The organism is Microbacterium sp. MYb54, assembly GCF_002979515.1.
In the GTDB taxonomy this organism is placed as follows: domain Bacteria; phylum Actinomycetota; class Actinomycetes; order Actinomycetales; family Microbacteriaceae; genus Microbacterium.
On sequence record NZ_PCPA01000004.1, the window covers coordinates 13868 to 31787 of the forward strand.

At 67.2% G+C, this 17920-nt stretch carries 17 protein-coding genes; 13 read left to right on the top strand and 4 right to left on the bottom strand.

Features of this window, described 5'->3' with window-relative positions:
- The first annotated feature begins 13 nt into the window (after positions 1 to 13).
- The 6 genes from CQ040_RS05630 (at position 14) to CQ040_RS05655 (ending at position 4405) form a co-directional block, all read left to right on the top strand.
- A complete protein-coding gene (locus CQ040_RS05630; protein ID WP_105525696.1) occupies positions 14 to 484 on the top strand; it encodes an A24 family peptidase in 471 nt (156 codons plus the stop codon).
- A 50-nt stretch (positions 485 to 534) separates the two neighbouring features.
- A complete protein-coding gene (locus tag CQ040_RS05635) occupies positions 535 to 747 on the top strand; it encodes a hypothetical protein (protein WP_028501492.1) in 213 nt (70 codons plus the stop codon).
- Complete coding sequence (locus tag CQ040_RS05640) at positions 740 to 1354, top strand: CYTH domain-containing protein (protein WP_105525697.1); 615 nt, start codon at positions 740 to 742, stop codon at positions 1352 to 1354. Before CQ040_RS05635 ends, CQ040_RS05640 begins: the two co-directional genes overlap by 8 nt.
- A gap of 63 nt (positions 1355 to 1417) precedes the next feature.
- The gene (locus CQ040_RS05645) at positions 1418 to 2578 is read left to right on the top strand and encodes a type III polyketide synthase (protein WP_258131165.1); all 1161 of its coding nucleotides are present in this window, start codon (positions 1418 to 1420) and stop codon (positions 2576 to 2578) included.
- Complete coding sequence (locus CQ040_RS05650; RefSeq protein WP_105525699.1) at positions 2575 to 3300, top strand: methyltransferase domain-containing protein; 726 nt, start codon at positions 2575 to 2577, stop codon at positions 3298 to 3300. Before CQ040_RS05645 ends, CQ040_RS05650 begins: the two co-directional genes overlap by 4 nt.
- Positions 3287 to 4405, top strand: coding sequence for an NAD(P)/FAD-dependent oxidoreductase (locus CQ040_RS05655; protein WP_105525700.1), 1119 nt, complete (start codon positions 3287 to 3289; stop codon positions 4403 to 4405). Before CQ040_RS05650 ends, CQ040_RS05655 begins: the two co-directional genes overlap by 14 nt.
- 67 nt (positions 4406 to 4472) lie before the next feature.
- Here the strand turns inward: CQ040_RS05655 and lpdA are convergent, their stop codons facing one another.
- A complete protein-coding gene (gene lpdA, locus CQ040_RS05660; protein WP_105525701.1) occupies positions 4473 to 5870 on the bottom strand; it encodes a dihydrolipoyl dehydrogenase in 1398 nt (465 codons plus the stop codon).
- A 9-nt stretch (positions 5871 to 5879) separates the two neighbouring features.
- Entirely contained in the window at positions 5880 to 6530 is a 651-nt protein-coding gene (locus tag CQ040_RS05665) for a copper resistance CopC family protein (RefSeq protein ID WP_105525702.1), read from the bottom strand.
- 100 nt (positions 6531 to 6630) lie between these two features.
- Between CQ040_RS05665 and CQ040_RS05670 the strand changes: the two genes are divergently transcribed.
- The 3 genes from CQ040_RS05670 to CQ040_RS05680 all read left to right on the top strand — a co-directional run bounded on the left by CQ040_RS05670 (position 6631) and on the right by CQ040_RS05680 (position 8448).
- Positions 6631 to 7116, top strand: a complete 486-nt coding sequence (locus tag CQ040_RS05670) for an FHA domain-containing protein (RefSeq protein WP_028501497.1) — start codon at positions 6631 to 6633, stop codon at positions 7114 to 7116.
- Positions 7116 to 7802, top strand: a complete 687-nt coding sequence (locus CQ040_RS05675; protein WP_105525703.1) for a MerR family transcriptional regulator — start codon at positions 7116 to 7118, stop codon at positions 7800 to 7802. Before CQ040_RS05670 ends, CQ040_RS05675 begins: the two co-directional genes overlap by 1 nt.
- A gap of 100 nt (positions 7803 to 7902) precedes the next feature.
- A complete protein-coding gene (locus CQ040_RS05680) occupies positions 7903 to 8448 on the top strand; it encodes a MerR family transcriptional regulator (protein ID WP_028501499.1) in 546 nt (181 codons plus the stop codon).
- A gap of 72 nt (positions 8449 to 8520) precedes the next feature.
- Here the strand turns inward: CQ040_RS05680 and CQ040_RS05685 are convergent, their stop codons facing one another.
- Positions 8521 to 9333 (bottom strand): ParA family protein, encoded by an 813-nt coding sequence (locus tag CQ040_RS05685; protein WP_028501500.1) that lies wholly within the window; start codon positions 9331 to 9333, stop codon positions 8521 to 8523.
- A 93-nt stretch (positions 9334 to 9426) separates the two neighbouring features.
- Here CQ040_RS05685 and CQ040_RS05690 point away from each other — a divergent pair, with 93 nt between their 5' ends.
- The 3 genes from CQ040_RS05690 to def all read left to right on the top strand — a co-directional run bounded on the left by CQ040_RS05690 (position 9427) and on the right by def (position 15145).
- Positions 9427 to 12834 carry a pyruvate carboxylase gene (locus CQ040_RS05690; protein WP_105525704.1) on the top strand — a complete coding sequence of 1136 codons (3408 nt, stop codon included), beginning with the start codon at positions 9427 to 9429 and terminating at the stop codon, positions 12832 to 12834.
- 65 nt (positions 12835 to 12899) lie between these two features.
- On the top strand, positions 12900 to 14654 hold the full coding sequence (locus CQ040_RS05695) for a MinD/ParA family protein (RefSeq protein ID WP_105525705.1): 1755 nt from the start codon (positions 12900 to 12902) through the stop codon (positions 14652 to 14654).
- Complete coding sequence (gene def, locus CQ040_RS05700; RefSeq protein WP_105525706.1) at positions 14654 to 15145, top strand: peptide deformylase; 492 nt, start codon at positions 14654 to 14656, stop codon at positions 15143 to 15145. Before CQ040_RS05695 ends, def begins: the two co-directional genes overlap by 1 nt.
- Before the next feature lie 68 nt (positions 15146 to 15213).
- Here def and CQ040_RS05705 read toward each other — a convergent pair whose 3' ends face one another.
- The gene (locus tag CQ040_RS05705) at positions 15214 to 17046 is read right to left on the bottom strand and encodes a long-chain fatty acid--CoA ligase (RefSeq protein WP_105525707.1); all 1833 of its coding nucleotides are present in this window, start codon (positions 17044 to 17046) and stop codon (positions 15214 to 15216) included.
- Positions 17047 to 17198: 152 nt separating this feature from the next.
- Between CQ040_RS05705 and CQ040_RS05710 the strand changes: the two genes are divergently transcribed.
- A complete protein-coding gene (locus CQ040_RS05710) occupies positions 17199 to 17888 on the top strand; it encodes a 1-acyl-sn-glycerol-3-phosphate acyltransferase (RefSeq protein ID WP_036273977.1) in 690 nt (229 codons plus the stop codon).
- Positions 17889 to 17920 lie beyond the last annotated feature (32 nt).

The window sequence follows — 17920 nt, forward strand, 5'->3', positions numbered from 1 at the left end:
CTAACCTGCCGGGATGGACATCCGGCTCGCCCTCATCGCGCTCGTGCACATCGCGCTGATCGGTATCGGAGGATGGCTGATCGTGATCGACGCGCGCACGCATCGCCTCCCGAACCGGATCGTGCTGCCGACACTCGCCTGCCTGATCGTGCTCGCCGTGACGGACGCCGTGGCGACGGGGCAGGGCGCGGCGCTCGTCCGCGCCCTCATCGGCATGGTGATCCTCGGAGGGTTCTACGCGGTGCTGCGGGGGATGAGCCGTGCGGGAATGGGCGGCGGTGACGTGAAGCTCGCCGCCGTCATCGGCCTCGTGCTGGGCTGGCACGGTTGGCAGTCGCTCGCGATCGGTGCGGCCTCGGCCTTCGTGCTGGGGGCGCTCTACGCGATCGTGCTCATCCTCCTGCGAAGAGCGAACGGGGCCACCCGCATCGCGTTCGGCCCGTGGATGATCGCCGGCGCCCTCCTCGGTGTCGTCCTCGGATGAATCCGCCCGCCTCGCACCGATACCGCCACGACGGCGCTACCCTGAAGCACATGGCACTCGCACGACTTCACGGCGGCCCGCTGGACGGGCAGATCATCCCTCTCGGCGATGCGGACGACAAGCTGATCGTCCCCTACAGCGAGACGCAGGTGGTGTACAACCGCCGAGGCGGACCGCAGAACACCGGCCCGGACGATGGGCCCACCGAGATCGACTACTGGTTCGAAGAGTCTCTCGAGGACCTCACGCTCGACGATGACTGAGTCGTCCCGAACGGTCGAGGTCGAGCGCAAGTACGACGTCGACATCGAGACACCGCTGCCGCGCTGGAACGCCATCCCCGGCGTCGACGCCGTCACCCCCGGCGAGGCTCGCGCCCTGGACGCCCGATACTTCGATACCGCCGATGGCGTGCTCGCACGCGCCGGCGTGGCGCTGCGGCGTCGTACCGGCGGTCCCGACGAGGGCTGGCACGTGAAGGGGCCGCGGCAGGGCGACGGACGGCTGGAACTCGGCTGGCCGCTCGGCGAGGGTGAAGAGCTTCCGTCTGCGGTCGCCGAGACCGTGTCGGAATGGACGACGGCATCACTCACACCGCTCGCCCGGATCGAGAACGACCGCACAGCGTATCTGCTGACCGGCCCGGACGGGGTCGTGGCGGAGTTCGTCGATGACCGGGTGCGTGCCACCGATCTCCGCCAGGACGTGCAGCGCGAATGGCGCGAGTGGGAGATGGAGCTCGGCCCCGCCGCCCCGGCTGACGACGCGGGACGTGCCGCCTTCTTCGACGCCGTGGAGCGGGCTGTTCTGGCAGCCGGCGGCCGTGAATCGGGCTCCGACTCCAAGCTCGCCCGCGCCCTGGGCTTCTAGACAGAGAGCGCGGTCGCGCGCAACCCCTTCCCCCGGGGCTGCAGTGAGTGCTTGAGTGACAGCATGAGCCGACCGCCTGTGCTTCGATCGCTGCAGACGATCGTTCCCGAAACCGTCCTCGTCCAGGATCAGGTGCGTGATGTCTTCGCGCAGCAGCCCGGCCTCGGCAGGCTCGCGCAGCGCATCGTCACGACGTCGTTCAACGTCTCGGGCATCGACACGCGACACACGGTGATCGACGAGTTGTCGCTGGTATCCGAGATCACCGATCCCGTCTTCTTCGACCGTCGATCGGGGATGCTGCTCGCGCCGGGCACGAAAGCGCGCAATGACCTGTACACGCGTGAGGCGGCGCAGCTCTTCGTCGAGGCGGCACGACGGGCGCTCGATGCAGACCCGGATCTCGAGCCGGCTGATGTGACGCACGTCATCACGGTCTCGTGCACAGGTTTCCATGCCCCTGGTCCGGAGTACGAGATCGTGCGCGCTCTGGGGCTGTCCGACGCGGTGCAGCGCTTCCATCTCGGCTTCATGGGCTGCTACGCGTCGATGCCGGCGCTCCGTGCGGCGAGTCAGTTCTGCCTCGCGGACGAGAACGCCGTCGTCCTGGTCGTGAGCGTCGAGCTGTGCACGCTGCACCTGCGCTCTTCTGAGAATCCGGACACGATCGTGGCGTCGTCCCTGTTCGCCGATGGTGCAGCAGCAGGCATCGTCACGGCGCGCGAGCTTCCCTCGCCATTGCCTGCGCTGCGACTGGACCGCTTCCACACCGCCATCGCGCCGGAGGGCGAGAAGGACATGGCCTGGACGATCGGCGACACCGGGTTCGAGATGATCCTCTCCACGGCCGTGCCGCAGATCATCGGCGAGACGATCATCGGTGCACTCCAGCCGCTGTACGGCGCTGAGGAGGATCTCGGTGAGGCCTTCGAGGCCGGCAACGTGGGGGAGGCGGTTCAGCATTGGGCGATCCACCCCGGCGGGCGCAGCATCCTCGACAAGGTGCAGGAGCGACTGCACCTCAGCGATGCGCAACTGCACCCCGCAAGGGAGGTGCTGCGAGAGAACGGCAACATGTCCAGCGCGACTGTGCTGTTCGTCCTCAAGCGCATCCTGGAGGAGGAGGGGCCGAGTGCGGGCGACCGGGTGTCCGCGATGGCGTTCGGTCCGGGATTGACCGCCGAGAGCGCGCTGATGACCGTCGTCGCGCCGACGCGGTCATGAGCCCAGCCCTCACGACGCGAGACGTCGATGCTCGCGAGCTGATGGACGATCCGAGCGCCGATGCACGGATGCTGGCCAGGACCTACGGACGGTTCGGGCTCGTGAACGCGCTGGTCTCGCGTCCTGGAACCCTCTACCGGCGCGACATCCGACCGCGGGCGGAGCGCTCCCGGGCGTTGCGGATCCTCGACATCGGTGCGGGCGGGGGAGACCTCTGCCGCCTGCTCGCCTGGCGATTGCGTCACGACGGGCTCGACGCCGAGATCACCGCTCTCGACGCCGATGAGCGCGCGATCCGCTGGGCGTCGGCGCATGATCGCGGCGCAGGCATCCGCTATCGCCGCGCCCTCACGACCGAGCTCGTGGCCGCGGGCGAGACCTACGACGTGGTGCTGTCCAATCACGTGCTGCATCATCTCGATGACGCAGAGCTGCAGACGGTGCTCAGCGACTCGGTGCAGCTCGTGGCCCCGAGCGGTCTCGTGTCGCACCATGACATCGCCCGGAGCCGCACCGCCCACCTGCTGTTCGCCGCGGCCACCCGGCCGATCTCCGCCACCCTGCTCGCGGACTCGTTCATCCGCGAAGACGGCCTCATCAGCATCCGCCGCTCCTACACGGCCGCCGAGCTCGCCTCGATCGCCCCTGCCGGGTGGACCGTCCGCGGGGGTGTGCCCTCTCGCCTGGAACTGCGGTGGGAAGACGATCATGCCCGATCATGACGTGCTGATCGTGGGCGCGGGGCCGGTCGGTCTGCTGCTGGCCTGTCTGCTGGTGCAGGAAGGGCTGCGGGTGGCGGTCTGCGAGCGCCGGGAAGAGGCCGATGACCGGACCAGAGCGATCGGCATCCATCGTCCGGGCCTGGATGCTCTGGAAGCTGCGGGGATCGGCGCCGCGGTGCGGACGGAGGCGCTGCGGCTCGAGGGCGGCGAGGTGCGCAGTCGTCGACGGACTCTGGCGACGTTGACCTTCGCCTCCGATCGTCCGGTCCTGATCCTTCCGCAGCCGCGGACCGGTGCCCTGCTGCGTGCGCGTCTGCAGGCGCTCTCCGCAGACGCCGTGATCTCCGGATGCACGGTGAGGGCGGTCAGGGAGACGGCATCCGCCGTGCAGATCTCCGCAGAGAGCTCGGACGGTCCGCGCGATTTCACGGCCTCGGCAGTGGTGGTCGCCGATGGGATCAGGAGCAGCATCCGCGCCGATCTCGACGTCGGATGGCGACGCCGAGCGGGACGCGCCTCGTACACGATGCTCGACGTCGATGGAGCGATGCCAGGGGAGCGCGCGGTCCTGCATTGCGAACCCGCTGGCCTCGTCGAGTCCTTCCCGCTTCCGGGCGGGCGTCGACGGTGGGTGGTGCGTGACGGAGGCGGTGATCTCCGCACCCGCGACGGCTTCCGCACGGCGATCAGGCAGCGCACCGGAATCGGTATCGACCTCGATCAGGGCGCGAAGCCCACCTCCTTCATCGCCGCGCAGCACTCGGCGTCGCGGATGCATCGGGGGCGGGTGGTGCTCCTGGGCGACGCAGCGCACGAGGTCAGCCCGATCGGCGGGCAGGGGATGAACCTCGGATGGGTCGACGCCGTGCGTCTGGCAGAGCAGCTCGCACGCTCCCTCCCGGCGCGGATGCCGGACCTGGCCGCGTACGACCGGCAGGTGCGCAGGTCGGCAGCACGAGCGCAGCGCCGCTCGGCGTTCTACATGTCGATGGGAGCGCCGGCCCCCGACGCCATCGTGCGCGGCAGAGAGCTGCTGATGCGCGCGCTCGGATCGGCACCGCTGCGCGGGTGGACGGCGGGGCTGCTGACGATGCGCGGCCTCTGACCATGACCCGAGACGCACGAAGGCCCGATCCGCGAGATGCGGACCGGGCCTTCGTGAAGTGACTCGATCAGAAGTTGATCATGTGGCCGGCGAGGCCGTGGAAGCCCTCCTGCAGAGCCTCCGACAGCGTCGGGTGCGTGTGCACGTTGCGGGCCAGCTCCAGAGCCGTGAGGTCCCACTTCTGGGCCAGCGTCAGCTCGGGCAGGAGCTCCGACACGTCGGGGCCGATCATGTGCGCGCCGATGAGTTCGAGGTGCTCGGCGTCGGCGATCAGCTTGACGAAGCCGACGGGCTCGCCCAGGCCGTGCGCCTTGCCGTTCGCCATGAACGGGAAGGTCGAGACCTTGATCTCGCGACCCTCGTCCTTGGCCTGCTGCTCGGTGAGACCGAACGAGGCGACCTGCGGCGAGCAGAACGTCGCACGCGGCATCATCCGGTAGTCGCCCAGCGTCTGGGTCTCCGCGCCGCCGATGGTCTCGGCCGCGACGACACCCTGTGCCTCGGCCACGTGGGCGAGCTGCAGCTTGGCGGTGACATCGCCGATGGCGTAGATGCCGTCGACGTTGGTCCGCATGTGGTCGTCGATGTCGATGGCGCCGCGCTCGGTGAGCTTGACGCCGGTGGCCTCGAGACCGAAGCCCTCGATGTTCGGGGCGAACCCGACCGACATGAGGACCTTGCCGGCCTCGATCGACGACTGCTGCCCGTCCTTGCCGGTGTAGGTGACGGTGACGGACGAGCCGTTGTCGACGACCGACTCGACCTTGGTGGAGGTGAGGATGTCAACGCCGTAGTTCTTGTACTGCTTCGTGATCTCCTTCGACACGTCGGCGTCTTCGTTCGGGAGCGCACGGTCGAGGAACTCGATGATCGTGACCTTCACGCCGTAGTTCGTCAGCACGTAGGCGAACTCCATGCCGATGGCACCGGCGCCGACGATGACGATCGACTCGGGCAGCTCGCGGGTCATGATCTGCTCTTCGTAGGTCACGACATTCTCGCTGAGCGTGACGCCGGGAAGCAGGCGGACCTTGGAACCGGTGGCGATGATGACGTTGTCGAAAGTGACCTCTTCGGTCGTGCCGTCGGCCTTGGCGACCGAGATCGCCTTGGGGCCGGTGAAGGTGCCGCGCCCGTTGTACTCGGTCACCTTGTTCTTCTTCATCAGGAAGTGGATGCCCTTGACGCGGCCCTCAGCGACCTCGCGGCTGCGGTCGAACGCCTTGCCGAAGTCGATCGTGAACTCGCCGGAGATTCCGAAGAACTCTGCCTTGTGGTTCAGGGTGTGCGCGAGCTCCGCGTTCTTCAGGAGCGCCTTGGAGGGGATGCAGCCCACATTGAGGCAGACACCTCCCCAGTACTTCTCCTCGATGATTGCGGTGGACAGGCCGAGCTGCGCGCTGCGAACCGCAGCGACGTATCCACCAGGACCTGCACCGAGGATGACGACGTCGTAATGAGGCATGCGTTAAGCCTATCGCTCCGAGGGGGTGTCGGAATCGGACGAGGGCGTGCCTCGACGGCGGCTCATGACGATCCAGACGACGACGCCGGCGATGACGAGGATGCCGACGATCGAGAGCACCCAGATCCACGCGGATCCGTCGGCTGAATCGCCGGAGTCCGCCTCCGGGGTGGTGCTCGGCGAAGGAGCGATGGTCTGCTCGGCGGTCGGTGCCGCGGTCGTCGGTGCGGCGCTGGGCTCGTCCGTCGCGGCTGCGTCGTCGCCCACCGTGACGGTGAAGAAGTACTCACCGGAAGTGGGGTGTCCGTCGCTCGAGACGACCTTCCAGATCACGTGGTACTGACCTGCAGGGCCGGAGGCTCGCAGCGGCTGGGTCACGATCGCACCGTCCACCGTCGCCGCGCCATCGATGATCGATTCGCCGGCCGGATCGGTCACGACGACCTCGGTCGCGCCCTCTCCCTCGATGAGCTTCGCGCTGAAGGTGAGCGTCAGCGCCGTCGGGACGGTCTCGACCGATTCGTCCGCTGCCGGCGACGACGACACCAGCGCGTCGTGCGCGGATGCCGAGAGAGGGGAGAAGAGCACGAGGAACGCGGCGAGCAGTGTCACGGCGAGGGCGATCGGGGCAGCCGAGTGGCGCAGAGCTTTGGTCTTCACGAGTCCACCCTATGAATAACCGGTATGTGATGGCTGAGTATGAAAGCGGCCTCCCGCGAGCGGCTCGGCATCCGTTAGTCTGGACAATCAGGAGGGCACAGTGACTGACAGCGACAGCCGACCGGCCGGAGAAGCCGCGATCCACCGTTCCGGTGAGCAGAGACACGACGTGACGCAGACGTTCGGACACGATTCCGACCTGTCTTTCGTGCCGTTCGGTGTGGAACTCACCGACATCGAGCAGACCGCGATCTCCGCTCTGCCCGCAGGATCGGCACTTCTGCTGGTCCGCTCCGGTGCTCTCGCCGGTGCGCGTTACCTTCTCGACACCGACGTGACAACCGTCGGTCGTCATCCCGAGGCCGACATCTTCTTCGACGATGTGACCGTCTCTCGTCGGCATGCGGAGATCACCCGCACCGGATCGACGTTCGAGATCATCGATCAACGCTCCCTGAACGGGACCTACGTCAATGGCGAGCGCGTCGATCGCAGCACGCTGGTCGACGGCTCCGAACTCCGTGTCGGCAAGTTCCGCCTGAACTTCTTCGCCTCTCCTCGCGACCGCGTGGCGGCGAACGCCTGATGGCGGCTTCTCCCGCCCGCGAACGCTCTGCGTCCGCGGGCCTGCTGAGTATCGGTCAGGTGCTCGCAAGGCTCACCCCGGAGTTCCCCGATCTGACCTCCAGCAAGCTTCGTTTCCTCGAAGTGCAGGGCATCGTCACCCCCTCCCGCACAGACTCCGGCTACCGCAAGTTCTCGGCTTCGGACATCGAGCGTCTCCGGCTCGGGCTCACGCTGCAGCGCGACCATTACTTGCCGTTGAGCGTCATCCGCGAACAGCTCGACGAGGCCGATGCCGGCGGAGATGCGACGGCGCTCGTGCCGCCGCCCTCGATCGCCCCGACGCCGCGCCGCTATCGCCGCGACGAGCTCCTCGCCGCAGCCGGCGCAGGACCGCAGCTTCTCAATGACGCGATCAGCACCGGCGTCATCACGGCGCAGGAGAACTACCAGGAAGTCACGGTGACGTTGCTCCGCGGCCTCGTCGCCCTCGATCGGCACGGCATCGAACCGCGGCATCTCCGTTCCCTGCGTCAGGGCGCCGAGCGAGAGGTTGCCCTCATCGAATCGGCCATGTCGTCGCTGCTGCGCAGGACCGACACCACGTCCCGTGCGAAGGCCAGTGAACTGGCCCCTGAACTCGCCTCACGGATCGACGAGGTGCGATCGCTCTTCGTCAAGGATGCGCTCTCGCGAGTGCTTTCGTAACGAACTGATTGCGACACACCTTCGCCGTCCCACGGATGTGATTGCCGGTGCCCTGGCACTGCTCTACCGTGGAAGATAACCGTTCCAGAGAGGATTTCAGATGAATGCGGATGAGCTCACAGGCGACCCGCGGTTCGTACCCGAACTCCTCTTCACGGACGGTCTTCCGGCCATGGATGACGAGGTCGGTTATCGCGGCGCTGTCGCCGCTCGTGCCGCCGGTATCACCTACCGCCAGCTGGACTACTGGGCGCGTACCGAGCTTGTCGAGCCCACCGTTCGCGGCGCGAGCGGCTCCGGGTCGCAGCGTCTCTACGGCTTCCGCGACATCCTCGTCCTCAAGCTCGTGAAGAGTCTTCTCGACACGGGTATCTCGCTGCAGCAGATCCGCACCGCAGTCGAAGAACTGCGCCGCGCCGGCATCCGCGACCTCGCAGGCACGACGCTCATGAGCGACGGCGCCTCGGTCTACCTCTGCACCTCGAACGATGAGGTCATCGACCTCGTCAGCCGTGGCCAGGGCGTCTTCGGCATCGCCGTCGGCAAGGTGCTCCGCGAAGTCGAGTCGACGCTCGTCGCGTTCGATGCGACCGCTCCCGACCCCGTCGACGAGCTCACCGCCCGTCGCACCAAGCGCTCCGCCTGACGCACATCCGCGTCACACAGAAAACGGCCGTCCTCGATGAGGATGGCCGTTTCGCTGTGCGCGTCGAGAAGGTCAGCTCTGCTGGCCGCTCTCCGGGACGGCGATGCGTCCCGTGCGGATGATGCGGTCGAGCAGCTGATCGAAGTCGGCTGCGAGCTCCTGAGCGGAGTCGCCCGGCCAGATGTGGAGCGGCTTGGCGGCACCCTGAGCCTGCTGCAGCGACGTACGCTCCGGCAGCTGCGGGGAGAGGACGAGGGGCCCGAACATGTCGCGCAGCTCCTTGATGCGGAACTGGTGCTCGATCGATTGCGGGCGCACGCGGTTCACGACGATGCCGAGAGGCTGCAGTCGCGGCGAGAGCCCGCGGCGGATCTCCTCGATCGCACGGAGGGCGCGGTCGGCCGCTGCCACGGAGAAGAGGCCCGGTTCGGTGACGACCATGACGCGGTCGCTCGCCGCCCACGCGGTTCGGGTCAGTGCATTCAGCGATGGCGCGCAGTCGACGAGGACGAGGTCGTAGTCGGCTTCGACGGAAGCGAGGGCCTCCTCGAGCTTCCACACATCGCGGACACTCGGGTGCGGACCGTCGAAGTTGATCGCCGAGGGACTGCCGATGAGTACATCGATGGTTCCGGGGTGCACCTTCGCCCAGCCGCTGGAGGTGATCGCCTGACGGACGACCTTCTCCTTCGGGTTCGCCAGGACGTCGGCGATGTTGAGACGTCCGGCCACCTGGATGTCCATCCCGGTGGAGACGTCGGACTGCGGGTCGAGGTCGACGACGAGAGTCCGGACTCCTCGGGCGAAGGCCGCTGAGGCCAACCCGAGTGTCACGGTCGTCTTGCCGACGCCCCCCTTGAGAGAGCTGACGCTGAGTACGTGCACGGAGACCACGTTACCTTCCCCTAGGCTGGGGGAACACTCAGCCCCGCCCCATGTGCATCGAAAACGCTGCGCATCGAGCTCCCAGAGGTGTGCATGTTCCAGAAGATCCTTGTGGCGAATCGTGGCGAGATCGCGATCCGCGCCTTCCGTGCGGCAGTCGAAGTGGGAGCGCGCACCGTCGCGGTCTTCCCGCATGAAGACCGCGGCTCCGTGCATCGGCTCAAGGCCGACGAGGCCTACGAGATCGGCGAGCGCGGCCATCCCGTGCGCGCGTACCTGAACGTCGACGAGATCATCCGCGTCGCACTCGAGTCGGGTGCGGATGCGATCTACCCCGGGTACGGCTTCCTCTCCGAGAACCCGGAGCTGGCCGAGAAGGCCGCAGCGAACGGGATCGTCTTCATCGGACCGCCCTCGAACGTGCTCGAGATGGCGGGCAACAAGGTCGAGGCGAAACGTCATGCGGTCGAGGCCGGCGTTCCTGTCCTTCGTTCCACCGAGGCATCGGACGACGTCGACGCCCTGGTCGCGCAGGCCGAGGAGATCGGGTTCCCGCTGTTCGCGAAAGCGGTCGCCGGCGGCGGTGGCAGAGGGATGCGCCGCGTCGAGACCGCGGGCGATCTCGCCCCGGCTCTGGCCGAGGCGATGCGCGAGGCATCCAGCGCCTTCGGCGATGCGCGCATGTTCCTGGAGCAGGCGGTCGTGCGGCCCCGACACATCGAGGTGCAGATCCTCGCCGACAAGTCGGGTGAGACCGTCCACCTGTTCGAGCGCGACTGCTCTGTGCAGCGGCGGCATCAGAAGGTCGTCGAGATCGCCCCGGCGCCGAACCTCGACGACAGCGTCCGCACCGCGTTGCACGGCTACGCCATCGCCTTCGCCCGGTCCATCGGCTACGAGAACGCCGGCACGGTCGAATTCCTGCTCGAGACCGCGGGGGAGCGTACCGGCGAGGTCGTCTTCATCGAGATGAACCCGCGCATCCAGGTCGAGCACACCGTGACCGAAGAGGTCACCGACGTCGACCTGGTGCAGAGCCAGATGCGGATCGCCTCCGGTCAGACGCTCGCCGAGCTCGGCCTGCAGCAGGAGAACCTTCACCTGCGAGGCGCAGCGCTGCAGTGTCGGATCACGACGGAGGACCCGACCCAGGGCTTCCGTCCCGACACCGGCAAGATCACCACGTACCGCTCGCCCGGTGGCGCCGGTATCCGTCTCGATGGCGGCACGGTCCACCAGGGGGCCCAGATCAGCCCTCACTTCGACTCGATGCTCGCGAAGCTCACCTGTCGAGGACGCGACTTCCCCGCAGCCGTGGCACGTGCTCGTCGCGCCCTCGCAGAGTTCCGTATCCGCGGGGTCTCCACCAACATCCCCTTTCTCCAGGCGCTTCTCGAAGACGACGCCTTCATCGCGGGTGACGTCAGCACATCGTTCATCGACGAGCGCCCTGAACTCCTGCGTGGTCGCGTCTCGAAGGACCGTGGCACGAAGCTGCTGAACTGGCTGGTCGATGTCACGGTGAACAAGCCGCATGGCATCCATCCCGGCGTCGTCGACGCAGCGGCCAAGCTGCCTGCTGTCGACCTGGCATCGGAACCTGCGCCGGGGTCGCGTCAGCAGCTCCTCGAACGGGGACCGGAGGGCTTCGCTCGCAGCCTGCGTGATCAGACGGCGCTGGCGATCACCGACACGACCTTCCGCGACGCGCACCAATCTCTGTTGGCGACGCGAGTGCGCACGAAAGACCTCGTGGCTGCCGCTCCGTACCTCGCCAGACTGACGCCTGGTCTGCTCTCGGTCGAGGCCTGGGGCGGCGCGACCTACGACGTCGCGCTGCGCTTCCTCGGGGAAGATCCTTGGGAGCGCCTTGACAAGCTGCGCGCAGCGCTTCCGAACGTCGCGATCCAGATGCTGCTTCGGGGCCGGAACACGGTCGGCTACACCCCGTACCCGACCGCCGTGACCGAGGCCTTCGTCGCCGAGGCGGCCGCCAGCGGCGTCGACATCTTCCGGATCTTCGACGCGCTCAACGACGTGGAGCAGATGCGCCCGGCGATCGAGGCGGTCCGTAAGACCGGAACGGCCGTCGCGGAGGTGGCTCTGTGCTACACCGGTGATCTGCTCGACCCGGCCGAAGACCTCTACACCCTCGACTACTACCTGGGCCTCGCGGACCAGATCGTCGAGGCTGGCGCGCACATCATCGCGATCAAGGACATGGCTGGTCTGCTGCGTCCGGCTGCGGCGGCCAAGCTCGTCACGGCGTTGCGTGAGCGTTTCGACCTCCCGGTCCACCTGCACACGCACGACACCCCAGGCGGTCAGCTCGCAACCCTCCTTGCGGCCAGTGCTGCGGGTGTAGATGCCGTCGATGCCGCCTCGGCCCCGCTTTCCGGAACCACGAGCCAGCCTTCGCTGTCGTCCCTCGTCGCCGCGCTCGCGCACACCGAGCGCGACAGCGGCATCTCCCTCGACGCCGTCTCCGACCTGGAGCCCTACTGGGAGGCGGTGCGGCGTCAGTACGCGCCGTTCGAGTCGGGTCTCCCGGGACCCACCGGCCGCGTCTACCACCACGAGATCCCTGGCGGTCAGCTGTCGAACCTCCGCCAGCAGGCGAAGGCGCTCGGCCTCGCCGACGACTTCGAGCTCATCGAAGACATGTACGCCGCCGCCGATCGAATCCTCGGTCGCGTTCCCAAGGTGACGCCATCGTCGAAGGTCGTCGGAGATCTCGCACTGCACCTGGCCGCCGTCAAAGCCGACCCCGCGGACTTCGAGGCGAATCCAGAGAAGTACGACATCCCGGATTCCGTCGTGGGCTTCATGGCCGGCGAACTCGGCGAGCTGCCGGGTGGATGGCCCGAGCCCTTCCGCACGAAGGTGCTCGCCGGACGTTCAGTGCGTATCGGTCTCACTGCGATCACCGAAGATGACGAAGCAGCGCTCGCTGGCAGCAGCGCGCAGCGGCGGACACGGCTCAACACACTGCTGTTCCCGGGGCCCAGCGCGGAGTTCGCCGAGCGTCGCGAGCTGTTCGGCGACCTCTCGGTGCTCGACACGAGCGATTACCTTTACGGGCTCGTGGCCGGACAGGAGCATCAGATCGAGATCGATCGCGGTGTGCGGCTGTACGTCGGGCTCGAAGCGATCGGCGACGCCGACGACAAGGGCATGCGCACGGTCATGACGACGCTCAACGGACAGCTGCGTCCGGTGTTCGTCCGTGACCGGTCCATCAAGGTGGACACGATCGAAGTCGAGAAGGCCGACACCTCCGTACCAGGCCAGGTCGCTGCTCCGTTCTCCGGAGTCGTCACGCTGAAAGCCGAGGTCGGTTCCACGGTCCGTGCCGGGGAACCGGTCGCATCCATCGAGGCGATGAAGATGGAGGCGGCCATCACCGCTCCCGTCGACGGGGTCATCGAACGTCATGCGATCGCTGAGACGCAGCAGGTGGATGCCGGAGATCTTTTGGTCGTGATCCGTCCGGCGCACTAATCTTGTGCGGGCGAGGCCGCGCATCATATGCGCACCCGAGGCCCGCGCAGGCTTGGAGCGACATCGTGACACCGAAGAACACCACTGACCCCGAGGAGAACTCGCTGGGGGTGCTCGACGAAGCCGCGTCTCTGGACACGGCCGGCATCGGCATCCTCGGCGGGACCGCCCAGGTCAGCGTGACCCTACCCAAGGACGAAGACGATGACCTCGCCGACGACGGCGTCGTCGAGGGCGAAGTCATCGGCGACCTCGTGGTCGATCCGCCTCGTGGGGTGGAATCGAAGCCGAAACCCTCGTCGAAGATGAATCCGCTCCTGAAAGCAGCCCCGAGTGCTCGGCCCGCATCCCTGGCGGCAACGGCACAGGTGTCGGCCGAGAAGCTGTCGAATCCCCCGATCGCCGAGCCTGCTCAAGCGGCGGGGCCGATCGTGGAGCCGCCTGTCGTCACGGGGGTGATCGAGGAGACACCGGTCGTCGAGTCGATCGTGATCGACGTGTCGGCGCTCGAACCCGCTCGCATCGTCGATGTCGTCGATGCGATCGTCATCGCGGAGCCGGAGCCGGAGCCGGAGCCGGAGCCGGAGCCGGAGCCGGAGCCGGAGCCGGAGCCGGAGCCGATCGCCGACGATCGTGATGCCGCCGGAGAGCAGGCAGCAGAGGAAGCAGCTGCCGCACGATTCCTCGCCAGAGCTCATTCCGAGATCGAGACGGCTCCCGCACCGGCAACAGCCGTGCGGACTTCCGTCGAGAAGGAGACCAGCACCGTGTCCACTCCCGAAGAGAGGCCCGTCGTGCCGCAGCCCGCACGGGCGACAGCGCGCACAGACGTGACGCTCACCTCGAAGCGCCTGGACGATCTGGGCGAATCGTCGCGCGAGTCCGCCGACCTGCTCACCGCCGACCGTCTGCTCGACCCGCACCGGGTCACGAAGCCGGAGCCAGAGGGGGCATGGAGTCACTTCCTTTATGCAGTCTCAGGGCGACGCATCAACATCGGTGACGGACGCCGTGCGCGCGAGCGCAAGGCGCTGTCGGCGCGGATCGCGGCGCCGCTCGCGGGTGGAGCGCGTTTCGTCCCCGTGCTGTCACGCAAGGGCGGCGTCGGCAAGACGACGATCACCGCACTGCTCGGTATGGCACTGGCCGACGCGCGCGAGGATCGCGTGATCGCCGTCGACGCCAATCCCGATCGGGGCACGCTCGCCGAGCGCATCGTGCGGCCGCACCACAGCAAGTCGGTGCGCGATCTCGTGAGGATCCACGACGACGTCAAGGGCTACCACGACATCTCCGCCATCGTGGCTCGGGATGCGACCCGTCTCGATGTGCTCGCATCCGACTCCGATCCGCGTATCGCCGAGGCCTTCAGCGACAGCGACTATCGCGACGTCGCCGGTGTCGCGGCGCACTACTACTCGCTGGTTCTCACCGACACCGGGACCGGGATCGTGCACTCCGTGATGTCGGCGACCCTCGACCTCGCGGACCAGATCGTCATCGTCTCGGGTCTCAGCGTCGATGAGGCGCGGCTCGCGTCCGAGACGCTCACGTGGCTCGAGACGAATGGCTACGCCGAGCAGGCACGCGAGGCGATCGTCGTGCTCAACCAGTCCACGCCGGGTGCGCCGCTGGTGCGCCTGAACGAACTGCAGGCGCACTTCGCCACCCGTGCGCGCAGTGTGGTCCGCGTTCCGTACGACCCGCAGATCGCGGGCGGCGGGACGATCGTGTTCGCGAACCTGCTGCCGGAGACCCGGATCGCTGCCCGCGAACTCGCGGCGCTGCTGGTCGAGGGCCTGCGGGCCAAGGCCGCCTGATGGCGGTTCGCGAGATACGCATTTTCGGTGACCCCGTTCTGCGGACGGTCTGTGCTCCGATCGACGAGATCGACGACGGGGTGCGCGCGCTCGTGGCCGATCTGGTCGACACCGTGGAGCTGCCGGGGCGCGCTGGCGTCGCGGCACCGCAGATCGGTGTCGCTCTGCGCGCCTTCAGCTACAACATCGACGGTGACATCGGCTATGTGCTCAACCCCGTGCTGACCGAGGTCCGCGGTGAGCCGGAGCCGACGGGGGAGGGCTGCCTCTCTGTTCCGGGCCTCTGGCACGATGCACAGCGCCACCCCTGGGCTCGCGTCGAGGGGATCGACCTCGACGGCAACCCCGTTGTTCTCGAGGGCGATGGCCTCCTCGCTCAGGCGCTGCAACACGAGACTGATCACCTCGACGGAAAGCTGTTCCTGACCCGGCTCGATCCTGAGACCCGCAAAGCCGCGATGCGCGAGGTGCGGGAGAGCTCCTGGTTCTGAACACACGAGGTCTGAAGACATGAAGAAGGGCCCCGCACGTGCGGGGCCCTTCTTCATGCGTGGGGGCGTCAGCCGCCGAGCGGAACGTTCGTCGTCGCGACGGGCTCGTCGTAGATCGCGGCGATCTCATCCGCGAAGTCGTTCATGATGATGTTCCTCTTGATCGAGAGCTTCGGCGTCAGGTGGCCGGAGGCCTCGGTCCACTCCGAGTCGAGGATCGTGAACTTCCGGATCGATTCCGCACGCGAGACGCGGGCGTTCGCGGTGTCCACGGCTCGCTGCACCTCGGCGCGCACAGCCGGGTTCTTCGACGCATCGACGAGCGACATCGTGGCCTCGAGGCCGTTGTTGGCGAGCCAGGTCGGGAGCATCTCCGGGTCGAGCGTGACGAGTGCCGAGATGAACGGGCGCTGATCGCCGACGACCACGACCTGGCCGATGATGGGGTTCGCGCGGATCGGGTCTTCGAGCGCCGCGGGCGCGACGTTCTTGCCGCCGGCCGTGACGATGATCTCCTTCTTGCGACCGGTGATGGTGAGGAAGCCCTCGGAGTCGAAGCTGCCGATGTCGCCGGTGTGGAACCAGCCGCCTTCGCTGAACGCCTCGGCCGTCGCCGCCGGATTGTTCCAGTACTCCTTGAAGACGTTGATACCGCGGACCTCGATCTCGCCGTCGTCGGCGAGGCGCACGCCGACCCCGGGGAGTGCCGGCCCGACCGTGCCGATCTTCGACTTGTCCGCGAGGTTCACGGTGGCAGGCGCCGTCGTCTCGGTGAGGCCGTATCCCTCGAGGATGACCACGCCGAGGCTGTGGAAGAAGTGTCCGAGTCGCGAACCGAGCGGCGCCGAGCCGGAGACGGCGTAGACGACGTTGCCGCCCATGGCCTCTCGGAGCTTGCTGTAGACGAGCTTGTTGAACAGGGCGAACTTGATCTTCATCCCGAACGGGATCGGCTTGCCTGCCTCGATCAGCTTCGAGTGCTCGATGGCGACGTCGGCTGCCGCGCGGAAGATCTTGCCCTTGCCGCCGGCTTCCGCCTTCTGCTCCGCCGAGTTGTAGACCTTCTCGAACACTCGCGGGACCGCGAGGAGGAAGGTCGGCTTGAACGACCCGAGCGCCGGGAGGAGCTGACGCGTATCCGGCTGGTGCCCCGTGCGCACTCCTGCATGGATGTCGAGGATCGAGATGAACCGGGCGAACACGTGCGCGGTGGTGATGAAGAGGAGGGTGGATGCTCCGGGCGTCTGGACGACCTCGTCCAGCGCCTTGGCCGAGTTGCGGGAGAGCTCGACGAAGTTGCTGTGAGTGAGTACGCATCCCTTCGGGCGGCCCGTGGAACCGGAGGTGTAGATGAGCGTCGCGATGTCGGATCCCACTGCGAGGGTGCGGCGACGCTCGATCTCACCATCGGTCACCGATGCGCCCTGCGCGGTCAGGGTGTCGATCGCTCCGAGATGCAGCTGCCACACCTCGCGGATCAGAGGCAGGTCGCCGCGGACCTCATCGACGCGGGCGAAGTGCTCGGGCGATTCCACGATCAACGCGATAGCGCCGGAGTCTTCGAGGATCCACTGGATCTGGGAGGGGGAGCTGGTCTCGTAGATCGGTACCATCACGGCGCCGGCATAGAAGAGCGCGAAATCGACCAGCGTCCACTCATACGTCGTTCTGGCAAGGAAGCCGACCTTCTCGCCCGGCTGGATACCGGCGGCGGCGAAGCCCTTGGCCAGGGCGATGACGGCCGTCTGGAAGTCGGCGGCGGAGATGTCGCGCCAGCCGTCGCCCTCGGGCACGGAGAAGAGCGCGCGATCCGGAGTGGCTTCGACTCGCTTCACCAGGAGGTCGGCGACGTTCGCTTCGGGATCGGCTGGGACGATCGCGGGGACTTCAAACTGGACCACGGCAGCTCCTTCGGTACCGGTCGGGCACGGACTTGATTTCGAGTCTAGGGCATGGAACCCAGTCGCGCCGGAGGTGGAACTGGGTCGCGAGCAGGGGGAACGCGAGAAGAAGACTCTGGCGGATGCCGAGCACGGCGCTAGACTTCACCACGATGTTCTACTGGCTGATGAAGTACGTCGTGATCGGCCCTGTGGTCAAGGGGGTGTTCCGCCCCTGGATCGTGGGGCGGAAGAACGTGCCCGCGAACGGTGCGGCGATCCTCGCCAGCAACCATCTCTCCTTCGCCGACTCCATCTTCCTGCCGCTGGTGATCGACAGATCGATGTCGTTCCTCGCCAAGAGCGACTACTTCACGGGCCGCGGCATCAAGGGCTGGGCCACGAAGTTCTTCATGAAGGCCACAGGCCAGATCCCGATCGACCGTTCAGGAGGCAAGGCCTCTGAGGCATCTCTGAACACGGGGCTCCAGGTGCTCGGCGGCGGCGACCTGCTCGGCATTTACCCCGAAGGCACGCGCAGCCCTGACGGCAAGCTGTACCGCGGGCGCACCGGTATCGCCAGGATGGCGCTGGAGGCGAAGGTTCCGGTCGTGCCGGTCATCATGGTCGACACCGATACGGCGATGCCGATCGGCAAGCGGCTGCCTCGAATCGTGCGAGTCGGCATCGTCATCGGGGAGCCTCTCGACTTCTCCCGATACGCGGGCATGGAGAACGATCGGTACATCCTGCGTTCGGTCACTGACGAGATCATGGTCGCGCTGCAGCGGCTGGGCGAGCAGAAGTACGAAGACGTCTACGCGTCGACGGTCAAGGACCGGCTCCCGACCCGCGTCACATAGCCTTCGCGCGGATCTCGGTGGTATCGGTGACC